Here is a 22,543-nt window from a genome sequence, read left to right on the forward strand (position 1 = left end):
AAACGAGGGCCTGCCGCGGGCGCCCGCGGCAGGCCTGTTGCCTGGACCGTCTCAGAGCTTTACGCCCCGCAGCCGAAGCGCATTGCCGATCACCGAGACCGACGACAGGGACATCGCCGCCGCCGCGATCATCGGCGAGAGCAGGAGGCCGAAGACCGGGTAGAGGATACCCGCCGCGACCGGCACGCCGGCCGCGTTGTAGACGAAGGCGAAGAACAGGTTCTGCTTGATGTTGCGCAGGGTGGCGCGGGCCAGCTTGCGCGCCCGGACGATCCCCGTCAGATCCCCCGACAACAGCGTGATGCCGGCGCTTTCCACCGCCACATCTGCGCCTGTGCCCATCGCGATGCCCACATCCGCCGCCGCCAGCGCGGGCGCGTCGTTCACGCCGTCACCGGCCATTGCCACGAGTGCACCCGCGGCGTGAAGCTCATCCACCAGCGCTTTCTTGTCCTCCGGCAGGACGCCGGCGCGTACCTCGTCGATACCCAGCTTGGCGGCCACCGCCTCGGCGGTGCGCTGGTTGTCGCCTGTCGCCATGATCACCCGCAGGCCTTGTGCGTGCAGATTGCGGATCGCGGCTTCGGTGGTATCCTTTATCGGGTCTGCCACGGCGACGATCCCTGCCAGGGTGCCGCCGATGGCGATGAACATCGCCGTCTTGCCCTCGGCGCGGAGCGTGTCGGCCGTTTCTTCGGCTTTGCCGGTGTCGATGCTCAGGCTGTCCATCATCGCCGGATTGCCAAGCGCCACGTCGCTCTCATCGACCCGACCCCTGACGCCCTTGCCGGTGATGGCCTCGAAATCTCTGGCACGCGCGGGTTTCAGCCCACGGTCTCGCGCGCCGGCCACGATGGCCTCGGCCAGGGGATGCTCGGAGCCCATCTCCAGCGCGGCGGCGACGGCCAGCACATCCTCCTCGTTGCGATCCGACAGGGTGACGACATCCGTCAGGCGCGGTCGCCCCTCGGTCAGGGTGCCGGTCTTGTCGACGATCAGCGTGTCGACCTTGGACATGCGTTCGAGCGCCTGGGCGTCCTTGATCAGAACGCCGGCCTGTGCCCCGCGCCCGGCGGCCGTGGTGATCGAGATCGGGGTGGCGAGACCCAGCGCACAGGGGCAGGCGATGATCAGCACCGAAACCGCCGAGACGATGGCGAAGGCCAGCGCCGGGTCGGGCCCGACCGCCAGCCAGGTGCCGAAGGCGATCACGGCGACGGCCACGACCGTCGGCACGAAGATTTCCGACACCTTGTCGGCAAGGCCCTGGATCGGCGCCTTGGAGCGGCGAGCGCCCGCGACCATGTCGACGATCTGCGCCAGCACGGTATCGGCGCCTACCTGCGTGGCCCGGATCGCGAGGGTTCCGTTCTTGTTGATCGTGCCACCGGTGACGTGGTCGCCCTCGGTCTTTTCCACCGGCACCGGCTCGCCCGTGATCATGCTTTCATCGACCGAGGAGTGGCCCTCGATCACCTCGGCATCGACCGGCACGCTGTCGCCGGGACGCACGCGGAGCATGTCGCCTTCGACCACGTTTTCCAATGGCGCGTCGTATTCCGAGCCGTCTGGCAGGATGCGCCGCGCCGTCTTGGGTGCAAGATCCATCAAGGCACGGATCGCGTCGCCTGTTCGCTCACGGGCGCGCAGTTCCAGAACCTGCCCCACGAAGATCAGCGTGACGATGACCACCGCCGCTTCGTAGTACGTACCGACCCCGTCGCCCATGCGGTATTCCTGTGGAAAGATCCCCGGCGCGAAGGTGGCGAAGAGCGAATAGAGATAGGCCGCGCCCACGCCCAGCGAAATCAGCGTCCACATGTTCGGCGAGACGTTGCGGATCGAGTCGATCCCGCGCTTGAAGAAAGGCTGAGCGGCCCAGAAAACAATCGGCGTGGCCAGTGCAAACTCGATATAGACCGAAAGCTGATGGCCCAGCCAGTCGCGCAGGTTGAGGCCGACCATTTCACCCATTGTCAGCACCATGAGGGGCACCGCAGCCGCCGCACTGACCCAGAGGCGGCGGGTAAAGTCGGTCAGTTCCTCGCTGGGCTCGTCGCTGGGCACCATCGGCTCGAGCGCCATGCCGCAGATCGGGCAAGCCCCGGGCTCGTCGCGGATGATCTCGGGATGCATCGGGCAGGTCCATTGCGTGCCTTGCGCCACGTTGCCCTTGGCCTTTTCGGCGTTGCCGGACGCATAGAAATAGGGATCGTTGCGAAACTTCTCCTGGCAGCCGTCGGAGCAGAAGTGGAAGCTTTGCCCATCATAGGTGTCGGTGCGGGTCTTTTCGGTGACCTGGACGGTCATTCCGCAGACCGGGTCTGTTGCGGTATCGGCCCCGGCGGGACTATCTTTGCCGTGATTATGATGGGGGTGATCGTGGTTTGCGTGCCCGGTCATGGCTGTCTCCTTGTCCGTGGCAGCTTATGTAAGGGTTCCAGTCACTGGAGGGTCAAGGCCGGACGGAAAAAATCGCAAAAGATCGGTCAAAGATCTTCGGATCACGAAAAATTGGGGCGGTCGCTTTTAAGAGTCCGATTCAAAATGGAGTGAGGCTTTTCAAGCCCTTGCGAGTAGCCTTGTCATGCGCCTGATATGCGCGATGATAATCCAGGCTTCGGCACTCTCGATGGTTTTCTCCCAATCCTTTGCCAGGCGGCGGCATTTGCCGAGCCAAGCGAAGGTGCGCTCGACCACCCATCTTCGGGGCAAGACCTCGAACCCAACGGTCGTGTCCGAGCGTTTCACGATCTGAATGACCCAGCGGCCGATGCCGGTCAGAGCGTCGCGCAGCTTTGGACCGGCATATCCACCGTCCGCAAACACATGACGCAGTTTCGGAGCCTCCCGGGCCAGTTGACGGAACACTTCAGGCGCACCGTCACGATCCTGAATGCTGGCGGCATGAACGCGCAGCGCGATCAGGTGGCCACAGGTGTCGGTCATGATGTGGCGCTTGCGGCCCTTGATCCGCTTACCGGCATCATAGCCGCTAACCCCGCCGTTTTCAGTGGTTTTCACGCTCTGGCTGTCGATCACACCGGCTGTAGGCGCGCTGGTCCGGCCTTCTGCCCGCCGCGCTGTCGCAACCAGCGTACGGTTGATTTCAGCAAGCAGACCGTTGTTACGCCAACCGTAGAAATAATAACGCACGGTCGAAACAGGCGGAAAATCCTTCGGTAAAAGCGACCATGCGCACCCCGATGCAGCAACATATTGGATTGCGTCCCAGACAAGGCGAAGTTCGACCTCCCGTGGCCTGCCAAGCGGGTTAGCGCCGGGCAGGAGTGGTGCAACAATCTCCCATTCCTCATCTGTTACATCACTTGCATATCGTGGTGCGGTGCGTTCATATCGGTTGCGGGTGAGTTCAGTCCAGGCCATTTCGAGCTCCGTTCAGTTGTGCAACCGAACAGAATCATAACCTGCTGAATTCACCCAACTCATTTCCGATCAGGCTCTAAGGGATTGCCGGTTTGACTGGACAGTCGCGGAAAGCCCGGTATTTTCGCGACCTATGAAACAGTTGCAGGCCGTTCTTGCCAAAAGTCTGATGGTCGTGCTGGTGGCGATGTTCGTCATGGGCTCGTTTGGCATGGGCGCCGCCGGTGCTGAGACGATGGACGAGTCCGCGCACATGATGGGCCACGCAGACCCGTCCGTCAGCGATTGTCCGACGATGGACGAGACGGATGCGCCGATGCAGAAGGGCCATGCCGCCTGCACGATGACGGTCTGCTGTTTCTCCGAAGGTCCCGATTTCCGCGCGATCCGGCCGGAGGCGCAGATCCTGCCCGCCAGCTACCTGCTGTCCGTCGAGGCCCGCCTGACCCAGGCGGAACCCGAGCGCGCCAAGAAACCCCCGAAACACGCCTGATCCCTTGACCGGAATGGTCCGGGCGCCTTGCTGCGTCCGGGCACCCTTGTTGCCGCGGCGCGCCCGCGGGACGCCAAGAGACAGGTATATGATATGCGTGGACGATATTTCGCGCTGGCGGTCATGGCGCTGGCCGCTGGAGGCGCCGGTGGTGTGCTGTATGAGCGTGAGCGGATGGCCCAGACGATGGATGCGGGCGATGACGGCGACAAGATCCTCTATTGGGTCGCGCCGATGGACCCGAATTTCCGCAAGGACGGCCCGGGCAAGTCTCCGATGGGTATGGATCTCGTGCCGGTCTACGAAGGGCAGGAGCCGTCGGGCGACTCCGAGGAGGTGACGCTGTCGGCGGCCGAGGTGAACACCATCGGTGTGCGCACCGCCGTGGCACGGGTCGAGGACATCGCGCACCGGATCGATACGGTGGGCTTTGTCGATTACGATGAGCACGCGACCAGCCATATCCATACCCGCGTAGAAGGATGGATCGAGCAGCTGGAGTTGCGCGCCGTGGGTGACGAGGTCTCCGAGGGCGATCTGCTGTTCGAGCTCTACGCTCCCGAGATCACCATCGCCAGTTCCGAGCTTCTGCGCGCCACGCGGTCGGGCGATGCCGACGAGATCGCTATCGCCCGGACCAAGCTGATGAATTTCGGTGTCAGCGCCCGCCAGATCGACGAGATGGCGCTGGCGGAACGCCCGGCGCAGCGTGTGCGGTTCTATGCGCCCCAGGACGGCGTGGTCTTCGCGCTCGAGGCCGCCGACGGCATGTACCTGCGGCCCGACACGCGGGCGATGTCGCTGGCCGATACCTCGTCCGTCTGGCTGCTGGTGGACGTGTTCGAACGAGATATGACGCTGCTGTCGGACGACATGCGCGCCGAGGCCCGGTTCGATCACCTGCCGGGGCAGGTCTTTTCCGGCGAGATCGACTACATCTTCCCCGAACTCGACGCCAAGACGCGCACGCTGCGGGTGCGGTTGCGGTTCGACAATGAAGACGGGCTGTTGCGGCCCAACATGTTTGCCAAGGTGGCCCTTGTGCCGAACGAGGCGCGACAGGCGCTGACCGTGCCGTCCGAGGCGGTGATCCGCACCGGCCGCGCCGAGCGTGTGATCCTGCGGCTGGCCGACGGCAGTTTCCGCCCCAGGCTGATCACCACCGGCCTGCGCGGCGGATTTGCCGAGGGACGGCGCACCGAGATCGTGCAGGGGTTGGCCCCGGGCGACGAGGTCGTGGCCTCGGCACAGTTCCTGATCGACAGCGAAAGTGCCCTGAATGCCGGGATGATGCGCTTTGCGCCAACCGATGCGGAACCGGCCATCGGCAAGGGCGTCCTGCTGTCGCTGGACACTGACACGCGCCGCGCCCGGATCGCGCACGCAGCGATCGAGGCATTGGGCTGGCCCGCGATGGAGACCGAGTTCGCCCTGCGCTCGGATGTCTACCTTGAGGACCTGACCGAGGGGCAGGACGTGGAATTCGAAGCGGTGCGCGGCGCAGACGGGCTGATCGCGCTCACGCGCCTGGGGCGGGACGACGGGGTCGATGCCACCGGCGAAGGAGTGGTTCATGCCATCACGCCCGAGGGCAAGCTGACCGTCAGCCACGATCCGATCCCGGCGCTTGGCTGGCCCGCGATGAAGATGGACCTCGACGTGCAGGGCGTCGACACCGCCGCGATCCCGCTGGGCGAGCCGGTGTCTTTCGACCTGTCCGCAGGAGAGGACGGCATGGCCGTCATCGTGGCCGTCCGGGCCGGGGGCGCGGAGGCCGAGACAGCGCCCGAGATGGCGGAGGCCGGACCGCAAGAGGACGCCGCGCCGCCGATTACCGTCGAGGGTCGTATCGCGGCGGTCAATGCCGAAACCAGCATGGCAACTATCGCCCACGGCCCGATTGCCGAGATCGGGATGCCGGGGATGACGATGGACTTTGCTCTGACCGACGGGCTCGACCCGGCGGATCTGCCCTTGGAGCAGGATGTGACGCTGACCTTCGTGCGGCCCGATGGCCTGACGATGGTTCTGGACGCGGTGGAGGCCAAACCCGAACCGATGACCGTCACCGGCACGATCAATAGCGTCGATGCCGAAACGGGCATGGCCAATATCACCCACGGCCCGATTGCCGAGATCGGTATGCCCGGGATGACCATGGATTTCGCCCTCGCCGGGGGTGTCGATCCGGCAGGCTTGCGTGTCGGGCAGGAAACCAGGCTGTTGCTGATGCAGGGGCCTGACATGACCCTGTCGCTCGCCGGAACCGTGGAGCTGGGCCAATGATTCCCGCCGTCATCCGCTGGTCCGTCGCCAACCGCTTCATCGTGATCGTGCTGGCGCTTTTTCTCGGGGCCGCCGGGGTCTGGGCGCTGCGAAGCACGCCGGTCGATGCGATCCCCGATCTGTCGGACGTGCAGGTCATCATCAAGACACCCTATGCCGGGCAGGCGCCGCAGGTGGTCGAGGATCAGGTCACCTATCCGATCACCACCGCCATGCTGTCGGTGCCGGGGGCGGTGGACGTGCGCGGGTTTTCCTTTTTCGGCGACAGCTACGTCTATGTCGTCTTCGAGGATGGCACCGACCTTTACTGGGCGCGGTCGCGGGTACTGGAATACCTCGCGCAGGTGCAGTCGCGCCTGCCTGCCGGCGTGAACCCGGAGCTTGGCCCGGACGCCACCGGCGTCGGCTGGATCTATCAATACGTGCTGATCGACCGCACCGGCGGGCATGACCTGTCGCAGCTGCGCACGCTGCAGGACTGGTTCCTGAAATTCGAATTGCAGACAATCGAGGGCGTGTCCGAGGTGGCCACAATCGGCGGCATGGTTAAGCAGTACCAGGTGGTCGTCGACCCCGACAAGCTGCGGGCCTTCAACATCCCGCTCGCAACCCTGCGCGCCGCCATCGGCGAGGCCAACCGTGAAAGCGGCGGCAGCGTGATCGAAATGGCCGAGGCCGAGTACATGGTTCGCGCCACCGGCTATGTCGACAGCATCGAGGACCTGTCCGAGATCCCCCTGATGGTCAATGACCGGGGCGCGGCGGTCACCCTTGGGGACGTGGCCGAGATCCGGCTGGGGCCGCAGATGCGGCGCGGCGTGGGCGAGTTCAACGGCGAGGGCGACGCGGTGGGTGCGGTGATCGTCATGCGGTGGGGCGAGAACGCGCTGGCCACGATCAAGGCGGTCGAGGAAAAGCTCGATGAGCTGCGTGGCTCGCTGCCCGAAGGGGTGGAGATCCTCACCACCTACGACCGATCCGGCGTGATTGAACGGGCCATCGACAACCTGCAAAAGAAACTGACCGAGGAATTCATCGTTGTCATCCTGGTTTGTGGCGCGTTCCTCTTGCACCTGCGCTCGTCGCTGGTGATCGTGCTCTTCCTGCCGCTGGGGGTGCTGGCGGCCTTTGCCGTGATGCGCCTGCAAGGGGTCAACGCCAACATCATGTCACTGGGCGGAATCGCCATCGCTATCGGCGCCATGGTGGATGCCGCCGTGGTGATGATCGAGGCCATGCACCGCAAGATGGAAGGCAAACGCCTGTCCTCCGAGGAACGATGGCAGGCCGCGCGCGAGGCGGCCGCCGAGGTTGGACCGGCGCTGTTCTACTCGCTGGCGATCATCACGATCAGCTTCCTGCCCGTCTTCGTGCTGGAATCGCAGGAGGGGCGGCTCTTCAAGCCCCTGGCCTTCACCAAGACCTACGCGATGGCCGGTGCCGCGATCCTGTCGATCACGCTGGTTCCGGTGCTGATGGGCTACTTCATAAGGGGTAAGATCGTGGCTGAGCGGCGCAACCCGCTGAACGTGGCCTGCCAGTGGATCTATCGACCGTTCCTCGATGCCGCCGTTGCCTGGCCGTGGGCGACGGTCGTGCTGGCCGCCGCATTGGTGATCTCGATGGCGCACCCGCTGCAACGGCTGGGCACCGAGTTCATGCCGGAGCTGAACGAGGGCGATTTCCTTTACATGCCGTCGCTCTACCCCGGTGTCTCTATCGGCAAGGCGCGCGAGGTGCTGCAACAGACCAACCGGATGATCGCGCAGGTGCCCGAGGTGGAAACCGTGCATGGCAAGCTGGGCCGGGCCGACACGGCGACCGACCCCGCGCCGCTGACCATGATAGAGACGACGATCCAGCTGAAACCGCGGGAAGAGTGGCGACCGGGTGTCGGCATGGACGACATCCGTAACGAACTCGACGCCCGCGTTCAGGTGCCCGGCGTCACCAATGTCTGGATTCAGCCGATCAAGAACCGGATCGACATGCTGGCCACTGGGGTGAAGACGCCGGTGGGGGTCAAGGTCTCGGGCGCCGACCTTAACGTGATCGAAGAGATCGCCGTGGCGGTCGAACAGGCCGTGGCCGACATCCCCGGCACCGCTTCGGCCTATGCCGAACGCCCCGTGGGCGGCCGGTTCATCGAGATCGACATCGACCGCGCGGCGGCCGCGCGCTACGCCCTGTCGATCCAGGATGTGCAGGAGGTGGTGCAGACGGCCATCGGCGGGCAGACCATCGCGGAATCCGTCGAGGGGCTGGAACGCTTCCCGATCAACCTGCGCTATCCGCGCGACTGGCGAGACAGCCCCGACGGGCTGGACGATCTGCCTATCGTCACGCCTTCGGGCGCGCATATCCCGCTGGGGGCCGTGGCCGAGGTCAAGCTGGTCGACGGCCCCGGCATGATCCGGTCCGAAAATGCTCGGCGCACCGGCTTTGTCTTCATCGACATCGCCGGGCGTGACCTTGGCAGCTACGTGGCCGAGGCACAGCAGGTGGTGGCGAACACTATCGAGCTGCCGCCGGGCTATTCCATCGCCTGGTCGGGCCAGTACGAGTATATCGAGCGCGTGCAGGAGCGGCTGGGCCTGGTGGCCCCGGCGACCCTGATGATCATCACGCTGATGCTGTTCCTGGCGTTCAACCGGGTGACGGAAGTTGCGATCATCCTGCTGGCGCTGCCCGTGGCGCTGGCCGGGGGCGTGTGGCTGATCTTCACACTTGGTTACGCTGTGTCGGTTGCCGTGCTCGTGGGATTCATTGCCCTCGCTGGCGTGGCGGTGGAGACCGCGATCGTCATGCTGCTCTACCTCAACCTGGCCTGGGACCGGCGCGTTCTGGCGGCCAAGGAACGGGGCCGCGAGGTCAACCGCGACGACATCGAGACGGCGGTGTTCGAAGGCGCGCTCCTGCGCCTGCGGCCCAAGCTAATGACCGTGGCGACGATCTTCGCAGGCCTCATCCCGATCATGTATGGCGATGGCACCGGGTCCGAGGTGATGCAGCGCATCGCCGCGCCGATGATCGGAGGAATGGCAACCGCGACGATCCTGACGCTCTTCGTGATCCCATCGATCTTCGTCATCTGGAAACGTTTCACCCTGGGACGGGTCAACCGGCAGATGCTGCAGCCCGTCCGTCCCTTCCACTCCCCCCAGCCCGGTGAATGACCGGGCACCACATGCGCAAAAGGAGAACCAATATGCGTCATTTCCTGCTTTCCCTCGCCTTCGCCGCGGCCGCCCCGGCGTTTGCCTTGGCCAGCGACGACTCGGAGTCCGGCCACGGCATGTCCTCGCACGAGGGCATGGGCACCGAGTCGCACGAAAACATGCATGACGAGTCCCACGAAGGCATGGCGGGCGTCCATGCCGAGGCGACGGTCAACAGCATCGGTGACGGCACCGCGAACATCACCCACGGACCGATCGCCGAGATCGGCTGGCCCGCCATGACAATGGACTTGCCCGTGCTTGACGGCGCTGAAGTCGGCGGCGTGGAAGATGGCGACGAGGTGATGATGATGCTCGAAAAGGGCGAGGACGGCATGTACGCCATCCGTGCGCTCATGCCGAAAGAATAAGACGGACCAAGAGTGAAGAGCGCGCCCTTGCCCCGTCGAGTATGGGCGCGCTTGATAATCCAAGATCTTGTTAACGCTGAGAAGCCGCCATTGGAACAGATCGCAGCGAAGGTCAGGAACCCGCCCAAACTCACCGGACTTTAATGCAGTTTCGAGCGTTACTTCGGTGTCCCCGAAACATCTTTCGGGCTTTCCCTAGTACAGTGGCTGGCAATGATTGGGCCCATGGACTGGGAAAACAAAGTTGAAAAACCTTCATCCGAAAAGGCTTCAGGGGGTGCTGTCAGACGAATTCGAACTCGTCTCTACTTAGACAGTGAGGCTGTCCTTTATGCCGCGCCGAGACTGCGCCACTCGACCAGAGCGGCGGTTCTGTTCAGCTTGAAGATATCGCGCCGGGAGAGGGCTCGGCCCTGATTGAAGTGGTTGAAAACGGAAGAATGGACGGCAACGAATTTCTGAAGACTTCGCATTCGGCGGAAGCGCTGCATGGCTCGCTCCCTTCGTCGGAATGGCAGGTGTGAATTCTCAATACGGTTATTGAGCCAGCGCCCACATGCCTGCAGATCATCACATCCGAGGTCACGCAGCGCGGCCCTGTAGGAAGGGAAGCGATTGGTTACTAGAACTTCTGGTTGACCGTAGCGGCGCATCAATTTTCTCAGAATTTTCAATGCGGTGCGCTTGTTTCTGCGCTTCGTGACAACGCTCTCCAACACCTCACCCTCGTGATCTACCGCTCGCCAGAGATAGTGGCGCTCGTCTTTTATCTTCACGAAAACTTCGTCCACGTGCCACTGCCATTTCGAGAAGGCACGCAGCTTTTGAACCCTTTTTCTTCTGATCTCTGAGGCAAACATTGGGCCGAACCTGTTCCACCAGAACCGTACCGTCTCGTAGCTAACGTCGATGCGGCGCTCGTGGAGAAGGTATTCGACATTTCGCAGCGAGAGCGGGAACCCGACGTAGAGCATCACCGCCAGGCCGATGATCTCGGGGCTGGATTTGAAATACTTGAAAGGGTCGCGTTTAGCCATGCGGGCAGGGTAGGCGGGGGCTCAGCCCGTCTCAAGCCAAGTTCCTCTGACATGACCCATATTTTCGTGCCTGCTACATCACCACCGGGTTAACGTGACAGTGCCGTCAGCAATCGTGATCGCCGCACCACACCAAACCAGACCGTTGCAATAAGGCGGGGTCCATATACGTCCACAAATGACACCATCGGCTTGCTCATTGAGGCAGGGCAGGCGGCGGCAAAGTCGGTCGCAAGCTCATCCCTCTGACACCGCCTAGCCGCGGCGAGGTGTTCGCAGACGACGTTGAACTCGTCTGAAAATCCCGTGACCAGCCGGCGAATCGGAACGCCGACGCGTCTCAAGGAACGTTCACTTGCGGAATATACGGGTCGAACGGAACATGTCTTCCAGCGCTTCGATCCGATCGCGCGCCTTTTCCAGGCGTTGCGTCTGAATGGCGGCAATCAACGCCTCGACGATCAGATTAATGCCCAGTGTCGAGTCCCAGCTTGAGGGTACCTCGACAAGCGCATTGATCACGTGGTCTGCCGATTTCGAGATAGGCGACCCCCACTGGTCAGTGAATAGGACGATGACGACGCCACGCTGTTTGGCCAGATCCGCAAGCCGCGCGAGATCCGCCTCATAGCGGCGAATGTCGAAGATCACCAGAACCGAGCTTGGGCCCATGTCGATAAGATACTGCGGCCAAACGTTCGGAGATTGAGACAGCAACGTAACGCCGGGGCGTATGATCTGTAGATGGTTGAAGAAATAGTCCGCGTTCGAGCGCGTGATCCGGCCGCCCAGAAGAAACACGTTGCGCTGCGTATCTGCCAGTGCCTTGGCCAAGGCGTCGAAGGTCGCGGGATCGAGGCGCTTGATCGTCTGATCGAGATTTTCGAACACCGTCTCGGCGAAATTGCGGAAAGCAGGAGAGTCCTTTCGCCCCTCCGGCCAGCCTTCTCGCTTCAGGATAGGCTTCCTGATCTGGGCCGACGCTTCTTCGCGCAGCGCGGCCTGCATTTCGGGGAACCCGTCAAAGCCCAGTTTTCGCGCCAGCCGGATCACGCTCGGGGTCGATACGCCCGCGGCATCTGCGAGCTTGGTAATCGACTGAAGCCCGGACATGGGGTAATCGTTCAAAAGAGTGTCGGACAGAAATCGTTCAGCCGGGGTCAGCTGGCTGGCCTTGTCCTTGAGTCTATCCTTTAAAGTTTCGGAACGTCTCACGTGCGCTCCCTTTTGAAGCATTTGTTACAGGATAATTTGGGGTCGTAGCACCGTCTACAAAAATTTCTTGACAGATTTTGTGTCGCCAACCCTAAAGTGGCGGTGTGAGTGGTTCAAAATCATACCAGATTCTGTCGGCTGAAGACGGATCGCCAGCGGCAGTCGTGAATGCGCGTGGGAAAGGACCAATTTGCCTTGTCTGCGAACATGCCAGCGTTGTCATCCCCGCTGGGCTCGGCTCGCTCGGCCTGGCCGAAGAAGATCGCTTTTCTCATGCTGTTTGGGACATAGGGGCCGAGCTATTGGCGCGTGACCTGTCGCGAAAGCTCGATGCGCCTCTGGTCGTCGCAACGGTCTCGCGGCTGGTGTACGACCTGAACCGCCCCCCAACGGCGCCAGGAGCCATGCCTTCCAAGAGCGGCGCGATACAGGTGCCGGGAAACCTGAACCTGTCGGATGACGACAGGGCGTTACGGGCCTCTGAGGTGTACGAGCCCTTCCATGCAAAGGTTTCCGAAGTTCTGGACGGATTCGATACGCCCCCTGCCTTCGTCACGATCCACAGCTTCACCCCAACCTGGGACGGCAAGAACCGAGAAACGCAGCTTGGCCTTTTGCATGATGCCGATCCCCGCCTTGCGATGGCCATGATGGCAATATCCGACGACACGCTCGTGACCCGGCTGAACGAGCCCTATTCGGCGCGCGACGGGGTGACCCACATGCTGGAACGCCATGCCATCGCCCGCGGGTTGCAAAACGTTATGATCGAACTGCGTAACGACCTGCTTACCCGTGAGGACGATGTGGCGCGGATATCATCGCTTCTGGCCGGAATGCTGACCGCGTCTCTTGACCTGCAGCCTGAATCCGCATGACCGGTTTGATGCTGACATATGTCAAGCGGGTCGATCGCATGAACCGCTGGATCGGGCGCATCGTGATGTACGGAATATTCGCAATGATGGCGATCCTGCTGTGGTCGACCTTCACCAAGGTCGGCAGCGATCTGGGCGTGCAGATCAACCCCTCGCTCTGGACGCTGGAGATGGCGCAATTTGCGATGGTCGCCTATTTCATCCTCGGCGGCCCCTACTCGATCCAGATGGGGTCGAACGTGCGGATGGACCTGCTCTATGGCGAGTGGAGCGAACGGCGCAAGGCACAGGTCGATGCCATTACCGTGCTTTTTCTGATCGTCTACTTGGTTTTCCTGCTCTGGGGCGGATGGGACAGCCTGATGTATTCCTTCAAGTACGGCGGCGAGCGCAGTTCCAGCGCCTGGCGCCCCTATATGTGGCCGATCAAGACGATCATGGTGATCGGTATTTTCCTGATGCTGCTTCAGGCGACCAGCGAATTCTTCAAGGACATTCTCAGGCTCAAGGGGCATGACATGGGGCCAAAAGACGTGGATCAAAGCGCCCCCGGCGCCTCGGGAACGAGCGCCTGATGTCATACGAAGCCATCGCCGCGCTGATGTTCGCCTCGATGATGCTGATGTTGCTGACCGGTCAGCGTGTGTTCGGCGCCATAGGGTTCGTGGCCGTTGTCGCCGCTTTTTTCCTCTGGGGCGACAGGGGAGGCTATGACCTCGGCTTTTCGGCGGCGGTCAAGCTGATGAATTGGTATCCGCTTCTGACGCTGCCGATGTTCATTTTCATGGGCTATATTCTGTCCGAAAGCCGCATCGCCGATGACCTATACCGAATGTTCCATGTCTGGATGGGGGGCCTCTCTGGCGGCCTGGCCGTCGGCACAATCGGGCTTATGGTTCTGATCTCTGCCATGAACGGGCTATCGGTCGCGGGTATGGCCATCGGTGCAACCATCGCACTCCCCGAACTGCTGAAACGGGGGTATGACAAGCGGATGGTCACGGGGGTGATACAGGCCGGGTCGTCGCTTGGCATTCTCGTGCCGCCTTCGGTCGTGCTGGTCCTGTATGCCATGATCGCGCGGCAGCCGGTGGGCCAGCTTTGGCTGGCCGGGGTCTTGCCGGGCCTGATGATGGCGGGCATGTTCGTGCTTTACATCGTGATCCGCTGCCACCTGAACCCTCAGCTTGGACCGATCCTGCCGAAAGAAGAGCGCGATATCCCAATGGGCGAAAAGATCCGGCTGCTGGGGGCCGGGTTTTTGCCGCTCTTCATCTTCTTCGCCATGATGGTGCCCTTCGTGAATGGCTGGACGTCGCTGGTGGAATCTTCGGCCATAGGCGCGATTGCCGCCTTGCTTGCGGCCGTGCTGAAGGGCCGGATGACGCGGCAGGTGTTCGAGACATCGGTACGAAAGACACTTGGCATCTCCTGCATGTTCATGTGGATCATCCTGGCAGCTCTGGCCTTCGGATCGGTCTTCGACGGGCTGGGCGCGGTCAAGGCGATTGAAAGCCTCTTCACCGAACAGATGGGCCTCAGCCCCTGGATGATCCTGATCCTGATGCAGCTGTCTTTCATCATCATGGGTACGTTTCTGGACGACACCGCCATGCTTGTCATCGTGGCGCCGCTTTATGTGCCGCTCGTGGGGGCTTTGGGCTTCGACCTGATCTGGTATGGCGTGCTATACACGATCACCACGCAAATCGCCTACATGACGCCGCCGTTCGGCTATAACCTGTTCTTGATGCGCGCGATGGCACCGCCAGAGATCACGCTGAAGGATATCTACTCTTCGATCCTGCCCTTCGTGCTCGTTATGGTGGTGGCGCTGACGACGATCATGATATTCCCGGAAATCGCGCTGTGGCTGCCGGGATATGTCTATGGAAATTAAGCAAAGAGACCTTGGTCACAAGGCGAATGAGAAACCTAACCTAACAGAGAGGGATTTAAGATGACAACAAGACGCAATTTTCTGAGAGCGGCCGGTGTGGCCGTGCCCGCGACGCTGGCGACGCCCGCAATCGTCAAGGCGCAATCTGCGATCAAGTGGCGCTTCCAGACCTATGCCGGCAGTGCCCTTGGCGAACAGGTGACCAAACCGGCCATCGACTATATTAACGCCAATTCCAATGGCGAGCTTGAGATCGAACTATTTTATGCCGATCAGATCGTTCCGACGGGCGAACTGTTCCAGGCGTTGCAGCGTGGCACGATCGACGGCGTCCATTCGGATGACGACTCGATGGCGTCTCCCACCCCTCTCCGGGTCTTCGGCGGCTACTTCCCCTTCGCCACAAAGCATATCCTCGACGTGCCAGTGCTGTTCAACCAGTACGGCCTCGCCGATATCTGGCGCGAGGAATACGGCAAGGTCGGCGTGCAATGGCTGTCGGCGGCGGGGCAGGACCCGTGCAACTTCAACACCAAGAAGGAAATCACGTCAGTCGATGATCTCGACGGGCTGAAGCTCTATACGTTCCCGACCGCGGGCCGCTTCCTTGCCAAGTTCGGTGTGGTCCCGGTGAATATCCCCTACGAGGACGCCGAAGTTGCCGTACAGACCGGCGAGCTTGACGGCATGGCATGGTCAGGCATCACCGAAGATTACACGGTGGGCTGGGCCGACGTGACTGACTACTTCCTGACCAACAACATTTCGGGCGCTTGGATCGGATCGTGGTTCGCAAACCAGGAACGCTGGGCCGAACTGCCCGACCACCTGAAATCGGTCGTCATGGCGGGGGTCGAAGCCGGTCATACCTACCGCAACCAATGGTACTGGGGCGGCGAGGCCGCGCTGCGCGCCAACGGCGACAAGCTGGAACTCCGCTCGGTGCCCGCCTCCGAATGGGCCGAGGTCGAGAACGCCGCCAAGGAATTCTGGGACGAGATCGCCCAGGAAGGCGAGGTTCACGAGAAGATCGTCGGCATTTTCCGCGAGTACAACTCGGTCATCAACCAGGCCGGCGTGCCCTACAATTTCGAGTAAGCTGGCCCCACACCCAGGGAGCGCCTTTAACAAGGCGCTCCTTTCACTTCACGGGAGAGCGAGAATGAGCGCCAACCTTACCTTCGACGCGCTGAAAGACCTTGCCGGCAAGGGCGAGATCGACACGGTTCTTGGGCCTGTCAGACGGATTCGAACGGGTCTCAGTTGGGGGCAGTGACGCTGTCCTTCAGCGCGGTCCTGTAGGACCGTAGTTAGTTGGTAACGATCTTTTCGGGCCGCCCGTAGCGCAGTATAGCTTTCTTCAAGAGTTTCAGGACCGCTCGCTTGTCTCGCGTCTGGCGTTGTCACGTTAATTCGCGGCGATGGGCCGAAGCGCGGCATTCGGCATCAGGTCGCCACAATCTCACGTCAATCGGCCACGGCTGCGGGTCGAAATACCTTCAGTGTGCGGCGGGAAATCAGGTGGCGTTGTACGTTGAAGAGGTTGGCAATCGCAGCGTGGGTCGAAAGAAAACGCTGCGCCGAACCTGGTGACTTGAAGCGGACTTGTTGCCGTTCTGGGCGTCGGGTCGGCTGATGTGAAACCTCAGCCCGATTGTTCACGCGGCCACCAGTCACGTGCCTGTTGGCCAAGCCCAAGTCCCGCAACGCGGCGCTGTAGGACCGAAGCCGACCCGTCACGATAGCATCCGGGACATAGCCCTATCTTTTCACCAAGTTTCGCAGCAATTTCGATGCGGCCTTCCGATCTCGCGTCGACTGAACCAGGATGTCGAGCACCTCGCCCTCATCATCGACAGCGCGCCAGAGATAGACGATCTTGCCACCGATCTTAAGGAAGACCTCGTCCAAGTGCCTGCAATCCGAGGGGCGTGGCCTGCGCTTTCGGCTCCGGTTTGCGTAGGTCGCTCCGAACTTCAACACCCATCGACTGACGGTCTCATAGGATGCATCGATACCCCGTTCCGCGAGCATATCTTCGACATCGCGGTAGCTCAGCGCGAACCGGAAATAGAGCCAAACGGCATGCTGGATGATCGCAGGCGGAAAACGATGGCGGGCGTAGGAAACTCGGTGCACGGTGGGTAACATCTTCACCCCCGTTTGATCACCACGCGGTTAACGTGACATTGCCTTAGTCGGTTATTCATCGTGAGCCGAACTCAGACATCCGCACCGACGCGTCGAGACCGACCTAGCCCGTCAATATTATTATCGGCTTGTTGAGTTCGGGGTTTGAGTGCTTCTATGCGAGGATGAAGATCACCGGGACAGAACTGCACCTCCTTGCCGTCTTTAACAGCGTCGTTCGTAACAGCGGCATTTCCGCGGCGCAGGTTGAGCTCGGTCTCAGTCAGCCGACGATCTCCAACCACATCACTGCGCTCGAAGAACGATTGGGGGTCAAGCTTTGCCAGCGGGGGCGGCGTGGATTCCTGCTGACGGAGAAGGGCCGGATCGTCCACGAAATGAGCCAATCGCTGCTCGCCACTATGGCCAAGCACGAAAGCAAGCTGGCCGAGCTGCGCGGCAGCCTGGTGGGGGGGATCAAAATCGCCGTGGTCGACTGTCTTGTCAGCGACCCGGATTTTCGGCTGCCGGAAGCGATCAAGGTGTTTGTCGATGCTGCCCCTGCGGTGCGGATCGAGCTGACGGTGGAGCGGCCGCAGGATATCCTGAGCGGGATACTCGACGGAAGTTTCGACGTAGGGATAGGCGGGTTCGACAACCTTGTTAGCGGGCTTGACTACGAGACGATCTATCACGAGCCGCACGGGCTTTACTGCGGCCGGGGGCATGTGCTGTTCGACCAGCCTAACGAGAGCCTGACCTCCTGCGATTATACCGGCTACGCCTGGGCGCATCGCCGCTACTGGAGCCGGCGGCGCCAGCGGGGGTGGCAGTTGTCCGAGAAGGATGCCTTCGTGCAGGAGATCGAGGCGCAGATGGCGCTGGTGCTGAGTGGGGCCTTCCTAGGGCTGTTGCCGGAACATGCCGCGCGGGCTCATGTCGAGACGGGCAAGCTGCGGCGGTTGCCGTTCAGCGGCCCCAATCTTGACGTGCCGATGAGCCTGGTGACCCGGAATGCGCCGCGGCCGGCGACGATCGAGCTGTTCCGCAAGGAAATGCTGGCGCTTTACCCGGGCGATTGAACCGGGGGTGTCAGTCGTTCCGGTCGAGGTCTTCCAGGTAGCTGTTCTCTGCGCGCTCGCGTCGAAGGAGGTCGGGGTCGAGATCGGCGAACAGAAGTTTTTGGTCGGCCTCGGCGGAGGCCAAAGTTTCGCCATTGGGCCCGTTGATCGAAGAGAGGCCGACGAAATCAAGTCCGTGCTCGGTTCCGGTGCGGTTCGCGTAGCCGAGAAAGAGCTGGTTCTCCATCGCCCTGACAGGCACGAGCTGACGCGCGATGCGGTCGTGGGGAGCCATCAGAGCGGTTGGCACGACGACGAGATCCGCCCCTGCCTGTGCCTCTTCGCGAACAAGCTCGGGGAACTCGACATCGTAGCAGATCAGGACGCCCACGTTCAGGCCGCCAACCTCGAAACGGGTGACATGGCGGCCGGGGGTGAAGGTTTCCTTTTCCCATGGCCCGAACAGCAGGCGCTTGTAATACCGTCCAAGCTCTTCCCCGGTGGAGGAGAAGATCACGGCGGCATTGCGCACACCTTCGTTCGAAAGCACGTGCGAGCCCATGACGACCGAAATGGCGTTGTCGGCCGCGATTCGGCCGACGCGGGCCAACGCCGCCTCGACATCGGAGAGGTCGGCGGCGGTCAGGCCGGGAATGTGGTAACCGGTAAGGTAGCCTTCGGGGAAGACGATCAGCCCGGCGCCGGAAGCGGCAGCATCGGACACGATGCGCTCGACCTCGGATAGGGTGGCGGCATGGTCATTCGCGACGCCCGCGCCTTGCCAGAGGGCCAGTTTCAGCATCAGCTCGCGCCCATGGCGGGAAATTTGAGTACGATCCGGCCGCGCACGTCGCCGCGGGCAAGCTTGTCGAGCCCCTCTCCGATCTGGTCGAAGGGCAGAACTTCGTGGTCGACCTTGAAGGGATGATCGCTGGCGAAGTCGAGAAACTGCCGGAGGTCGGCACGCGTACCGACAGACGAGTCCATGACCCGGTGGCCACCGTCAATGAGCCACATCATGGAAAGCGGAACGGGCTCGTGGACAAGGGCGACCGCCACGATCTGGCTCAGCGGGTTGGCAGCCTTGGCGATCAGGTCCCAGACCGAGGGAGTCGGGGCGAAGTTTAGCGTGATGTCGGCGCCGCCCCAGTCGCGGATTTCCTGCACGGCGTCGGGCGACACCGCGAGACTGGCGCCATGCGACAGCGCCTCGGACCGGCGGCGTTCGTCGGGTTCGACGACTGCGACGCGCAGGCCCCGCGAAAGGGCGATCTCGATGGCGTACTGGCCAAGCCCGCCGGCGCCCACCACGAGCAGGCGCTGGCCAGCCTGGACGTCGCAGCGCGCCAGTGCCGACCAGGCCGTGAGCCCGGCGCATAGCAGCGGGCCGGCGGTCACGGGGTCGAGTCCGTCGGGGATGGGCGTCGCGAAGCGCGTGTCGAGGATGGCATATTCGGCGAAGGCGCCGGGGGCGTCGAGGCCGCGCGCCTTCTGCTCGGGGCAGAACGTCTCCCGCCCGCGCAGGCAGGGATCGCAATCGAGGCAGGTCTCGTAGAGCCAGGGCAGGCCAACCCGCGTGCCAACGGCAAGGGGCCCGTCGCCGGCGACGATGCGACCGACGCCTTCGTGGCCAAGGATCAGGGGAAACGCCTCTTCCGGGAGAGGCTCGTCGCCCTGCTGTACGTGCAGGTCGGAATGGCACAATCCGCAGGTTTCCATCTGCACGAGGTATTCGCCCTTGCCGGGCTTTGGCACCGGGACCCGGTCAAGGCGCAGGGGCTTGCCCGGCGCATCGCACAAGGCCGCCAACATGGTGTCGGGCAGGTCAGTCATTTCCAATCCTTTCCGCCCCGAGCAGGCGCGGCAGATTTCCGTAGCGCCCGATCAGGCCGAAGGTCAGCGCGGCGAGTGCCACGAAGATGACCGCGACGACGCCCATGATGGGGGTGTAGCCATAGCGCAGGGAGTTGAAGATCTTGATGGGCAGGGTTTCTACGGTGAAGCCGGCCACCATGTAGGCGATGATGTACTCGTTCAGCGACAGGACAAAGGCGAAGGCGTAGCCGGAAATCATGAACGGTGTCAGCAGTGGCAGAATGACCGTCCGCAGGACCTGGCCGCGCCGGGCGCCCATGGTTCGGGCGGCTTCGATCAGCGAGGTGTCGACCGCCGCCAGCCCGAGGCTGATGGTGACCACCGGCAGGGTGACCAGGAACACGCCGTGCGAGATGATCGTGGCGGTCATCTGGCCGTACATGCCGACCGATACCCAAAATACCAGGAAGCCGAGGGCGGAAATCACCGGGGGCAGCATGAAGGGCGCCACCCCAAGCACGTAGAGCGATCGTGCGAGCCAGTTGTTGCGCGACCAGGCATGCAGCGCCAAGGGCAGGGCGATGGCCACCGCCAGCAGGCTGGATACGGCGGCGATCACGAGGGAATTGCGCAGCGGTATCAGCCAATCGGAGTTGCGGAACAGCTCGACATACCATTTCAGCGAAAGGTTCTGCGGCGGGAACACCAGGCTTTGCTGACCGTTGAGGGAAACCCCCGCCACGACCACGATGGGCGCCGCCAGAAGCAGCAGGATCACGACGACATAGAGCGTTTGCAGGCGGCGGGTCATGTTTCCGCCCCCTTGTCGCGGCTCAGAAGAAGGGAGAGCCCGACCATCAGCAGCGAGACCAGCAGCAGAAGCACGGCCATGGCTGCGGCGAAAGGCAGGTTCGACTGGAAGATCGCCTGATCGGTGATGTGAACGGACAATGTCCAGTGCTGTGGTTGGCCCAGGACCTGGGGCAGAAGGTAGATGCCGAGGGTGAAGACGAAGACGAGGATGAGCGCGCCCACCATCGGCTTGCGCAGCATTGGCAGTGTGACCGTTCTGAACGTCTGAAGCGGGCTGGCGCCCATCATCCGGGCCGCTTCACCCAGTTCCGGGTCAAGGCGCGAGACCGGAGGATAGAGGACGAGAACCGAGTAGGGCAGCGCCAGGTAGCACATGCCCGTCATCAACGCGAGCAGGCTGGGCGTGTAGGCGCGTGATTCCTCGATGATGCCGAGAAAGGCCAGCAGGTTGCCGACCCCGGCCGTCTTCGACAGCAGGGTGGAAAGCGAGAAGCCGATGATGACCTCGGACAGCGACAGAACCGATAGCAGGATCACCAGCACGATGGTCTGACCGCGCTGTTTCATGCGGGCGAGACTGAGGGTGAAGGGGAAGGCGAGAAGCACACAGATGACGGCTGCGCCTGCCGAAATCATCACGGAGGTCAGAAGGATCTTTCCGAAGAACACGGAGAAGAAGCGAAGGTAGCTGTCGAGTTCGAAGCCCGGCTCGTAGAAACCGCCCGAGACCCGGTGCGCCACGCTGACCGAGAGCATGATGGCGAAGGGCACGACGAAGAACACCAGCAGACATGCGGTGGGCAGAAGGGTCAGCCAGCCCGGCGTCGGTTTGTGCGGCTGCTGGCTCATGCCGGGAACACCACGCGCTTTCCGGGGGCGAAACTCACGCCGACCTCGTCGCCCAGATCGATATCCGGCCGGGCGCTTGGCGCGTAGAGCGCGGTGATTTCGTGGCCGTCATGGTCGAGCACGTACTGGATGCTTTCGCCGAGGTCGCGGATGAAGATGACCTTGGCCGGAAGGCCGGTGCCCGCCGCCTCCAGCCGCACATCCTCGGGCCGGACGGAGAGCATTAGGTCAGAGCCCGGTTCGCTCTTGATCCGGTCGTCTTCGGCTGCGTCGAAGCGGTGGCCAAGAACCTCGATGTTGTGGTCGGCGTCGAGAGTGCACGGCAGCAGGTTGGACGTGCCGATGAAGCCCGCCACGAAGGCATTTGCGGGATCGCGGTAGATTTCCATCGGCGAGCCGATCTGCTGAACTCGGCCCTCGTTCATCACGATGACCATGTCGGCCATGGTCAGCGCCTCTTTCTGGTCGTGGGTCACGACGATCGTGGTGACGCCAAGGCGCTGCTGAAGCTGGCGCAGTTCGACCTGCATGTGTTCGCGCAGATTGGCATCGAGTGCCGAAAGCGGCTCGTCCAGCAGGAACACTTTCGGGTCGATCGCCAGGCCGCGCGCGATGGCGACGCGCTGGCGCTGGCCGCCGGAGAGTTGGTGGATGCGCCGGTCGCCGAGGCCGGAAAGCTGCACGAGGTCGAGAAGTTCGGTCACGCGCTTGCGGGCCTCGGCCTTCGAGCGGCCGCGGATTGTGAGGGGATAGGCGACGTTGTCGGCCACGCTCAGGTGCGGGAAGAGGGCAAGCGACTGGAAGACCATTCCGAAGTCACGCTTTTCCGGAGGCACTGCCGTCTGATCCTCGCCCGAGACGATCACCTGACCTTCGGTCGGCATCTCAAGGCCGGCGAGCAGGCGCAGCAAGGTGGTCTTGCCACAGCCCGACGGCCCGAGAAGGCAGACGAAACTGCCGTCGGGTATGTCGAGGGTGACGTCTTCAACCGCGGTCAAACGCCCGAAGCGCTTGGTCATGCTGCGCAGCGACAGCTCGGTCATGGAGGAATCCTTCTGATCGTGACCGGCCCGGGGTCGTTCCGGGCCGG

Annotated in this window: 18 protein-coding genes and 1 pseudogene; 9 read left to right on the plus strand and 10 right to left on the minus strand. The window is 62.6% G+C overall.

Going from position 1 to position 22,543, the window contains the following annotated elements; genetic code table 11:
• Positions 1 to 51 precede the first annotated feature (51 nt).
• Both RIdsm_RS07685 and RIdsm_RS07690 read right to left on the minus strand, forming a co-directional pair.
• Entirely contained in the window at positions 52 to 2,403 is a 2,352-nt protein-coding gene (locus tag RIdsm_RS07685; RefSeq protein ID WP_057822037.1) for a heavy metal translocating P-type ATPase, read from the minus strand.
• A gap of 159 nt (positions 2,404 to 2,562) precedes the next feature.
• Positions 2,563 to 3,387 (minus strand): IS5 family transposase, encoded by an 825-nt coding sequence (locus RIdsm_RS07690; protein ID WP_151175218.1) that lies wholly within the window; start codon positions 3,385 to 3,387, stop codon positions 2,563 to 2,565.
• Between the two features lie 133 nt (positions 3,388 to 3,520).
• On the opposite strand from RIdsm_RS07690, the gene RIdsm_RS07695 reads away from it, so the two are divergent.
• The 4 genes from RIdsm_RS07695 (at position 3,521) to RIdsm_RS07710 (ending at position 9,755) form a co-directional block, all read left to right on the plus strand.
• Positions 3,521 to 3,880: a hypothetical protein gene (locus RIdsm_RS07695; RefSeq protein ID WP_057822016.1), complete on the plus strand. Its 360-nt coding sequence runs from the start codon at positions 3,521 to 3,523 to the stop codon at positions 3,878 to 3,880.
• A gap of 93 nt (positions 3,881 to 3,973) precedes the next feature.
• Positions 3,974 to 6,166 (plus strand): efflux RND transporter periplasmic adaptor subunit, encoded by a 2,193-nt coding sequence (locus RIdsm_RS07700; RefSeq protein ID WP_057822014.1) that lies wholly within the window; start codon positions 3,974 to 3,976, stop codon positions 6,164 to 6,166.
• The gene (locus RIdsm_RS07705) at positions 6,163 to 9,342 is read left to right on the plus strand and encodes an efflux RND transporter permease subunit (RefSeq protein WP_057822012.1); all 3,180 of its coding nucleotides are present in this window, start codon (positions 6,163 to 6,165) and stop codon (positions 9,340 to 9,342) included. The genes RIdsm_RS07700 and RIdsm_RS07705 overlap by 4 nt, the downstream gene beginning before the upstream one ends.
• Positions 9,343 to 9,374: 32 nt before the next feature.
• The gene (locus RIdsm_RS07710; RefSeq protein ID WP_236553430.1) at positions 9,375 to 9,755 is read left to right on the plus strand and encodes a copper-binding protein; all 381 of its coding nucleotides are present in this window, start codon (positions 9,375 to 9,377) and stop codon (positions 9,753 to 9,755) included.
• A gap of 329 nt (positions 9,756 to 10,084) precedes the next feature.
• Here the strand turns inward: RIdsm_RS07710 and RIdsm_RS07715 are convergent, their stop codons facing one another.
• Together RIdsm_RS07715 and RIdsm_RS07720 are read right to left on the minus strand one after the other, a co-directional pair.
• A complete protein-coding gene (locus RIdsm_RS07715) occupies positions 10,085 to 10,792 on the minus strand; it encodes an IS6 family transposase (protein ID WP_151175219.1) in 708 nt (235 codons plus the stop codon).
• A 351-nt stretch (positions 10,793 to 11,143) separates the two neighbouring features.
• Positions 11,144 to 12,028, minus strand: a complete 885-nt coding sequence (locus RIdsm_RS07720) for a MurR/RpiR family transcriptional regulator (RefSeq protein WP_057821622.1) — start codon at positions 12,026 to 12,028, stop codon at positions 11,144 to 11,146.
• Positions 12,029 to 12,171: 143 nt separating this feature from the next.
• Between RIdsm_RS07720 and RIdsm_RS07725 the strand changes: the two genes are divergently transcribed.
• From RIdsm_RS07725 to RIdsm_RS07740, 4 genes are read left to right on the plus strand one after another with little or no spacing between them, the layout of a single operon-like run.
• Positions 12,172 to 12,885: an N-formylglutamate amidohydrolase gene (locus tag RIdsm_RS07725; protein ID WP_244955853.1), complete on the plus strand. Its 714-nt coding sequence runs from the start codon at positions 12,172 to 12,174 to the stop codon at positions 12,883 to 12,885.
• A complete protein-coding gene (locus tag RIdsm_RS07730; RefSeq protein WP_057821618.1) occupies positions 12,882 to 13,460 on the plus strand; it encodes a TRAP transporter small permease subunit in 579 nt (192 codons plus the stop codon). The genes RIdsm_RS07725 and RIdsm_RS07730 overlap by 4 nt, the downstream gene beginning before the upstream one ends.
• Positions 13,460 to 14,785: a TRAP transporter large permease gene (locus RIdsm_RS07735; RefSeq protein WP_057821616.1), complete on the plus strand. Its 1,326-nt coding sequence runs from the start codon at positions 13,460 to 13,462 to the stop codon at positions 14,783 to 14,785. Before RIdsm_RS07730 ends, RIdsm_RS07735 begins: the two co-directional genes overlap by 1 nt.
• A 60-nt stretch (positions 14,786 to 14,845) precedes the next feature.
• Positions 14,846 to 15,883, plus strand: coding sequence for a TRAP transporter substrate-binding protein (locus RIdsm_RS07740; RefSeq protein ID WP_057821614.1), 1,038 nt, complete (start codon positions 14,846 to 14,848; stop codon positions 15,881 to 15,883).
• 369 nt (positions 15,884 to 16,252) lie between these two features.
• Here the strand turns inward: RIdsm_RS07740 and RIdsm_RS07745 are convergent.
• Positions 16,253 to 16,924 (minus strand): annotated as a pseudogene (locus RIdsm_RS07745) (IS6 family transposase).
• A gap of 176 nt (positions 16,925 to 17,100) precedes the next feature.
• On the opposite strand from RIdsm_RS07745, the gene RIdsm_RS07750 reads away from it, so the two are divergent.
• Positions 17,101 to 17,997: a LysR family transcriptional regulator gene (locus RIdsm_RS07750; protein WP_057821612.1), complete on the plus strand. Its 897-nt coding sequence runs from the start codon at positions 17,101 to 17,103 to the stop codon at positions 17,995 to 17,997.
• Between the two features lie 10 nt (positions 17,998 to 18,007).
• On the opposite strand, the gene RIdsm_RS07755 is transcribed toward RIdsm_RS07750, so the two are convergent.
• The 5 genes from RIdsm_RS07755 to RIdsm_RS07775 are packed head-to-tail and all read right to left on the minus strand — an operon-like array spanning position 18,008 to position 22,496.
• A complete protein-coding gene (locus RIdsm_RS07755; protein ID WP_057821611.1) occupies positions 18,008 to 18,778 on the minus strand; it encodes a carbon-nitrogen hydrolase family protein in 771 nt (256 codons plus the stop codon).
• The gene (locus RIdsm_RS07760; RefSeq protein WP_057821609.1) at positions 18,778 to 19,809 is read right to left on the minus strand and encodes an alcohol dehydrogenase catalytic domain-containing protein; all 1,032 of its coding nucleotides are present in this window, start codon (positions 19,807 to 19,809) and stop codon (positions 18,778 to 18,780) included. The genes RIdsm_RS07755 and RIdsm_RS07760 overlap by 1 nt, the downstream gene beginning before the upstream one ends.
• Entirely contained in the window at positions 19,802 to 20,602 is an 801-nt protein-coding gene (locus RIdsm_RS07765) for an ABC transporter permease (protein ID WP_057821607.1), read from the minus strand. Before RIdsm_RS07765 ends, RIdsm_RS07760 begins: the two co-directional genes overlap by 8 nt.
• On the minus strand, positions 20,599 to 21,453 hold the full coding sequence (locus tag RIdsm_RS07770; protein WP_057821605.1) for an ABC transporter permease: 855 nt from the start codon (positions 21,451 to 21,453) through the stop codon (positions 20,599 to 20,601). Before RIdsm_RS07770 ends, RIdsm_RS07765 begins: the two co-directional genes overlap by 4 nt.
• Positions 21,450 to 22,496, minus strand: a complete 1,047-nt coding sequence (locus RIdsm_RS07775; protein ID WP_057821603.1) for an ABC transporter ATP-binding protein — start codon at positions 22,494 to 22,496, stop codon at positions 21,450 to 21,452. Before RIdsm_RS07775 ends, RIdsm_RS07770 begins: the two co-directional genes overlap by 4 nt.
• Positions 22,497 to 22,543: the final 47 nt, after the last annotated feature.

The sequence above is a fragment of the Roseovarius indicus genome (assembly GCF_008728195.1).
In the GTDB taxonomy this organism is placed as follows: Bacteria; Pseudomonadota; Alphaproteobacteria; order Rhodobacterales; family Rhodobacteraceae; genus Roseovarius; species Roseovarius indicus.

Excerpts from the sequence above, each read along its gene's own strand:
- RIdsm_RS07750 (WP_057821612.1), top strand. The coding sequence starts at position 17,101 with ATGAAGATCACCGGGACAGAACTGCACCTCCTTGCCGTCTTTAACAGC.
- RIdsm_RS07715 (WP_151175219.1), bottom strand. The coding sequence starts at position 10,792 with ATGGCTAAACGCGACCCTTTCAAGTATTTCAAATCCAGCCCCGAGATC.
- RIdsm_RS07755 (WP_057821611.1), bottom strand. The coding sequence starts at position 18,778 with ATGCTGAAACTGGCCCTCTGGCAAGGCGCGGGCGTCGCGAATGACCAT.
- RIdsm_RS07685 (WP_057822037.1), bottom strand. The coding sequence starts at position 2,403 with ATGACCGGGCACGCAAACCACGATCACCCCCATCATAATCACGGCAAA.
- RIdsm_RS07760 (WP_057821609.1), bottom strand. The coding sequence starts at position 19,809 with ATGACTGACCTGCCCGACACCATGTTGGCGGCCTTGTGCGATGCGCCG.
- RIdsm_RS07695 (WP_057822016.1), top strand. The coding sequence starts at position 3,521 with ATGAAACAGTTGCAGGCCGTTCTTGCCAAAAGTCTGATGGTCGTGCTG.
- RIdsm_RS07705 (WP_057822012.1), top strand. The coding sequence starts at position 6,163 with ATGATTCCCGCCGTCATCCGCTGGTCCGTCGCCAACCGCTTCATCGTG.
- RIdsm_RS07690 (WP_151175218.1), bottom strand. The coding sequence starts at position 3,387 with ATGGCCTGGACTGAACTCACCCGCAACCGATATGAACGCACCGCACCA.
- RIdsm_RS07735 (WP_057821616.1), top strand. The coding sequence starts at position 13,460 with ATGTCATACGAAGCCATCGCCGCGCTGATGTTCGCCTCGATGATGCTG.
- RIdsm_RS07710 (WP_236553430.1), top strand. The coding sequence starts at position 9,375 with ATGCGTCATTTCCTGCTTTCCCTCGCCTTCGCCGCGGCCGCCCCGGCG.
- RIdsm_RS07720 (WP_057821622.1), bottom strand. The coding sequence starts at position 12,028 with ATGCTTCAAAAGGGAGCGCACGTGAGACGTTCCGAAACTTTAAAGGAT.
- RIdsm_RS07700 (WP_057822014.1), top strand. The coding sequence starts at position 3,974 with ATGCGTGGACGATATTTCGCGCTGGCGGTCATGGCGCTGGCCGCTGGA.
- RIdsm_RS07775 (WP_057821603.1), bottom strand. The coding sequence starts at position 22,496 with ATGACCGAGCTGTCGCTGCGCAGCATGACCAAGCGCTTCGGGCGTTTG.
- RIdsm_RS07730 (WP_057821618.1), top strand. The coding sequence starts at position 12,882 with ATGACCGGTTTGATGCTGACATATGTCAAGCGGGTCGATCGCATGAAC.
- RIdsm_RS07765 (WP_057821607.1), bottom strand. The coding sequence starts at position 20,602 with ATGACCCGCCGCCTGCAAACGCTCTATGTCGTCGTGATCCTGCTGCTT.
- RIdsm_RS07770 (WP_057821605.1), bottom strand. The coding sequence starts at position 21,453 with ATGAGCCAGCAGCCGCACAAACCGACGCCGGGCTGGCTGACCCTTCTG.
- RIdsm_RS07740 (WP_057821614.1), top strand. The coding sequence starts at position 14,846 with ATGACAACAAGACGCAATTTTCTGAGAGCGGCCGGTGTGGCCGTGCCC.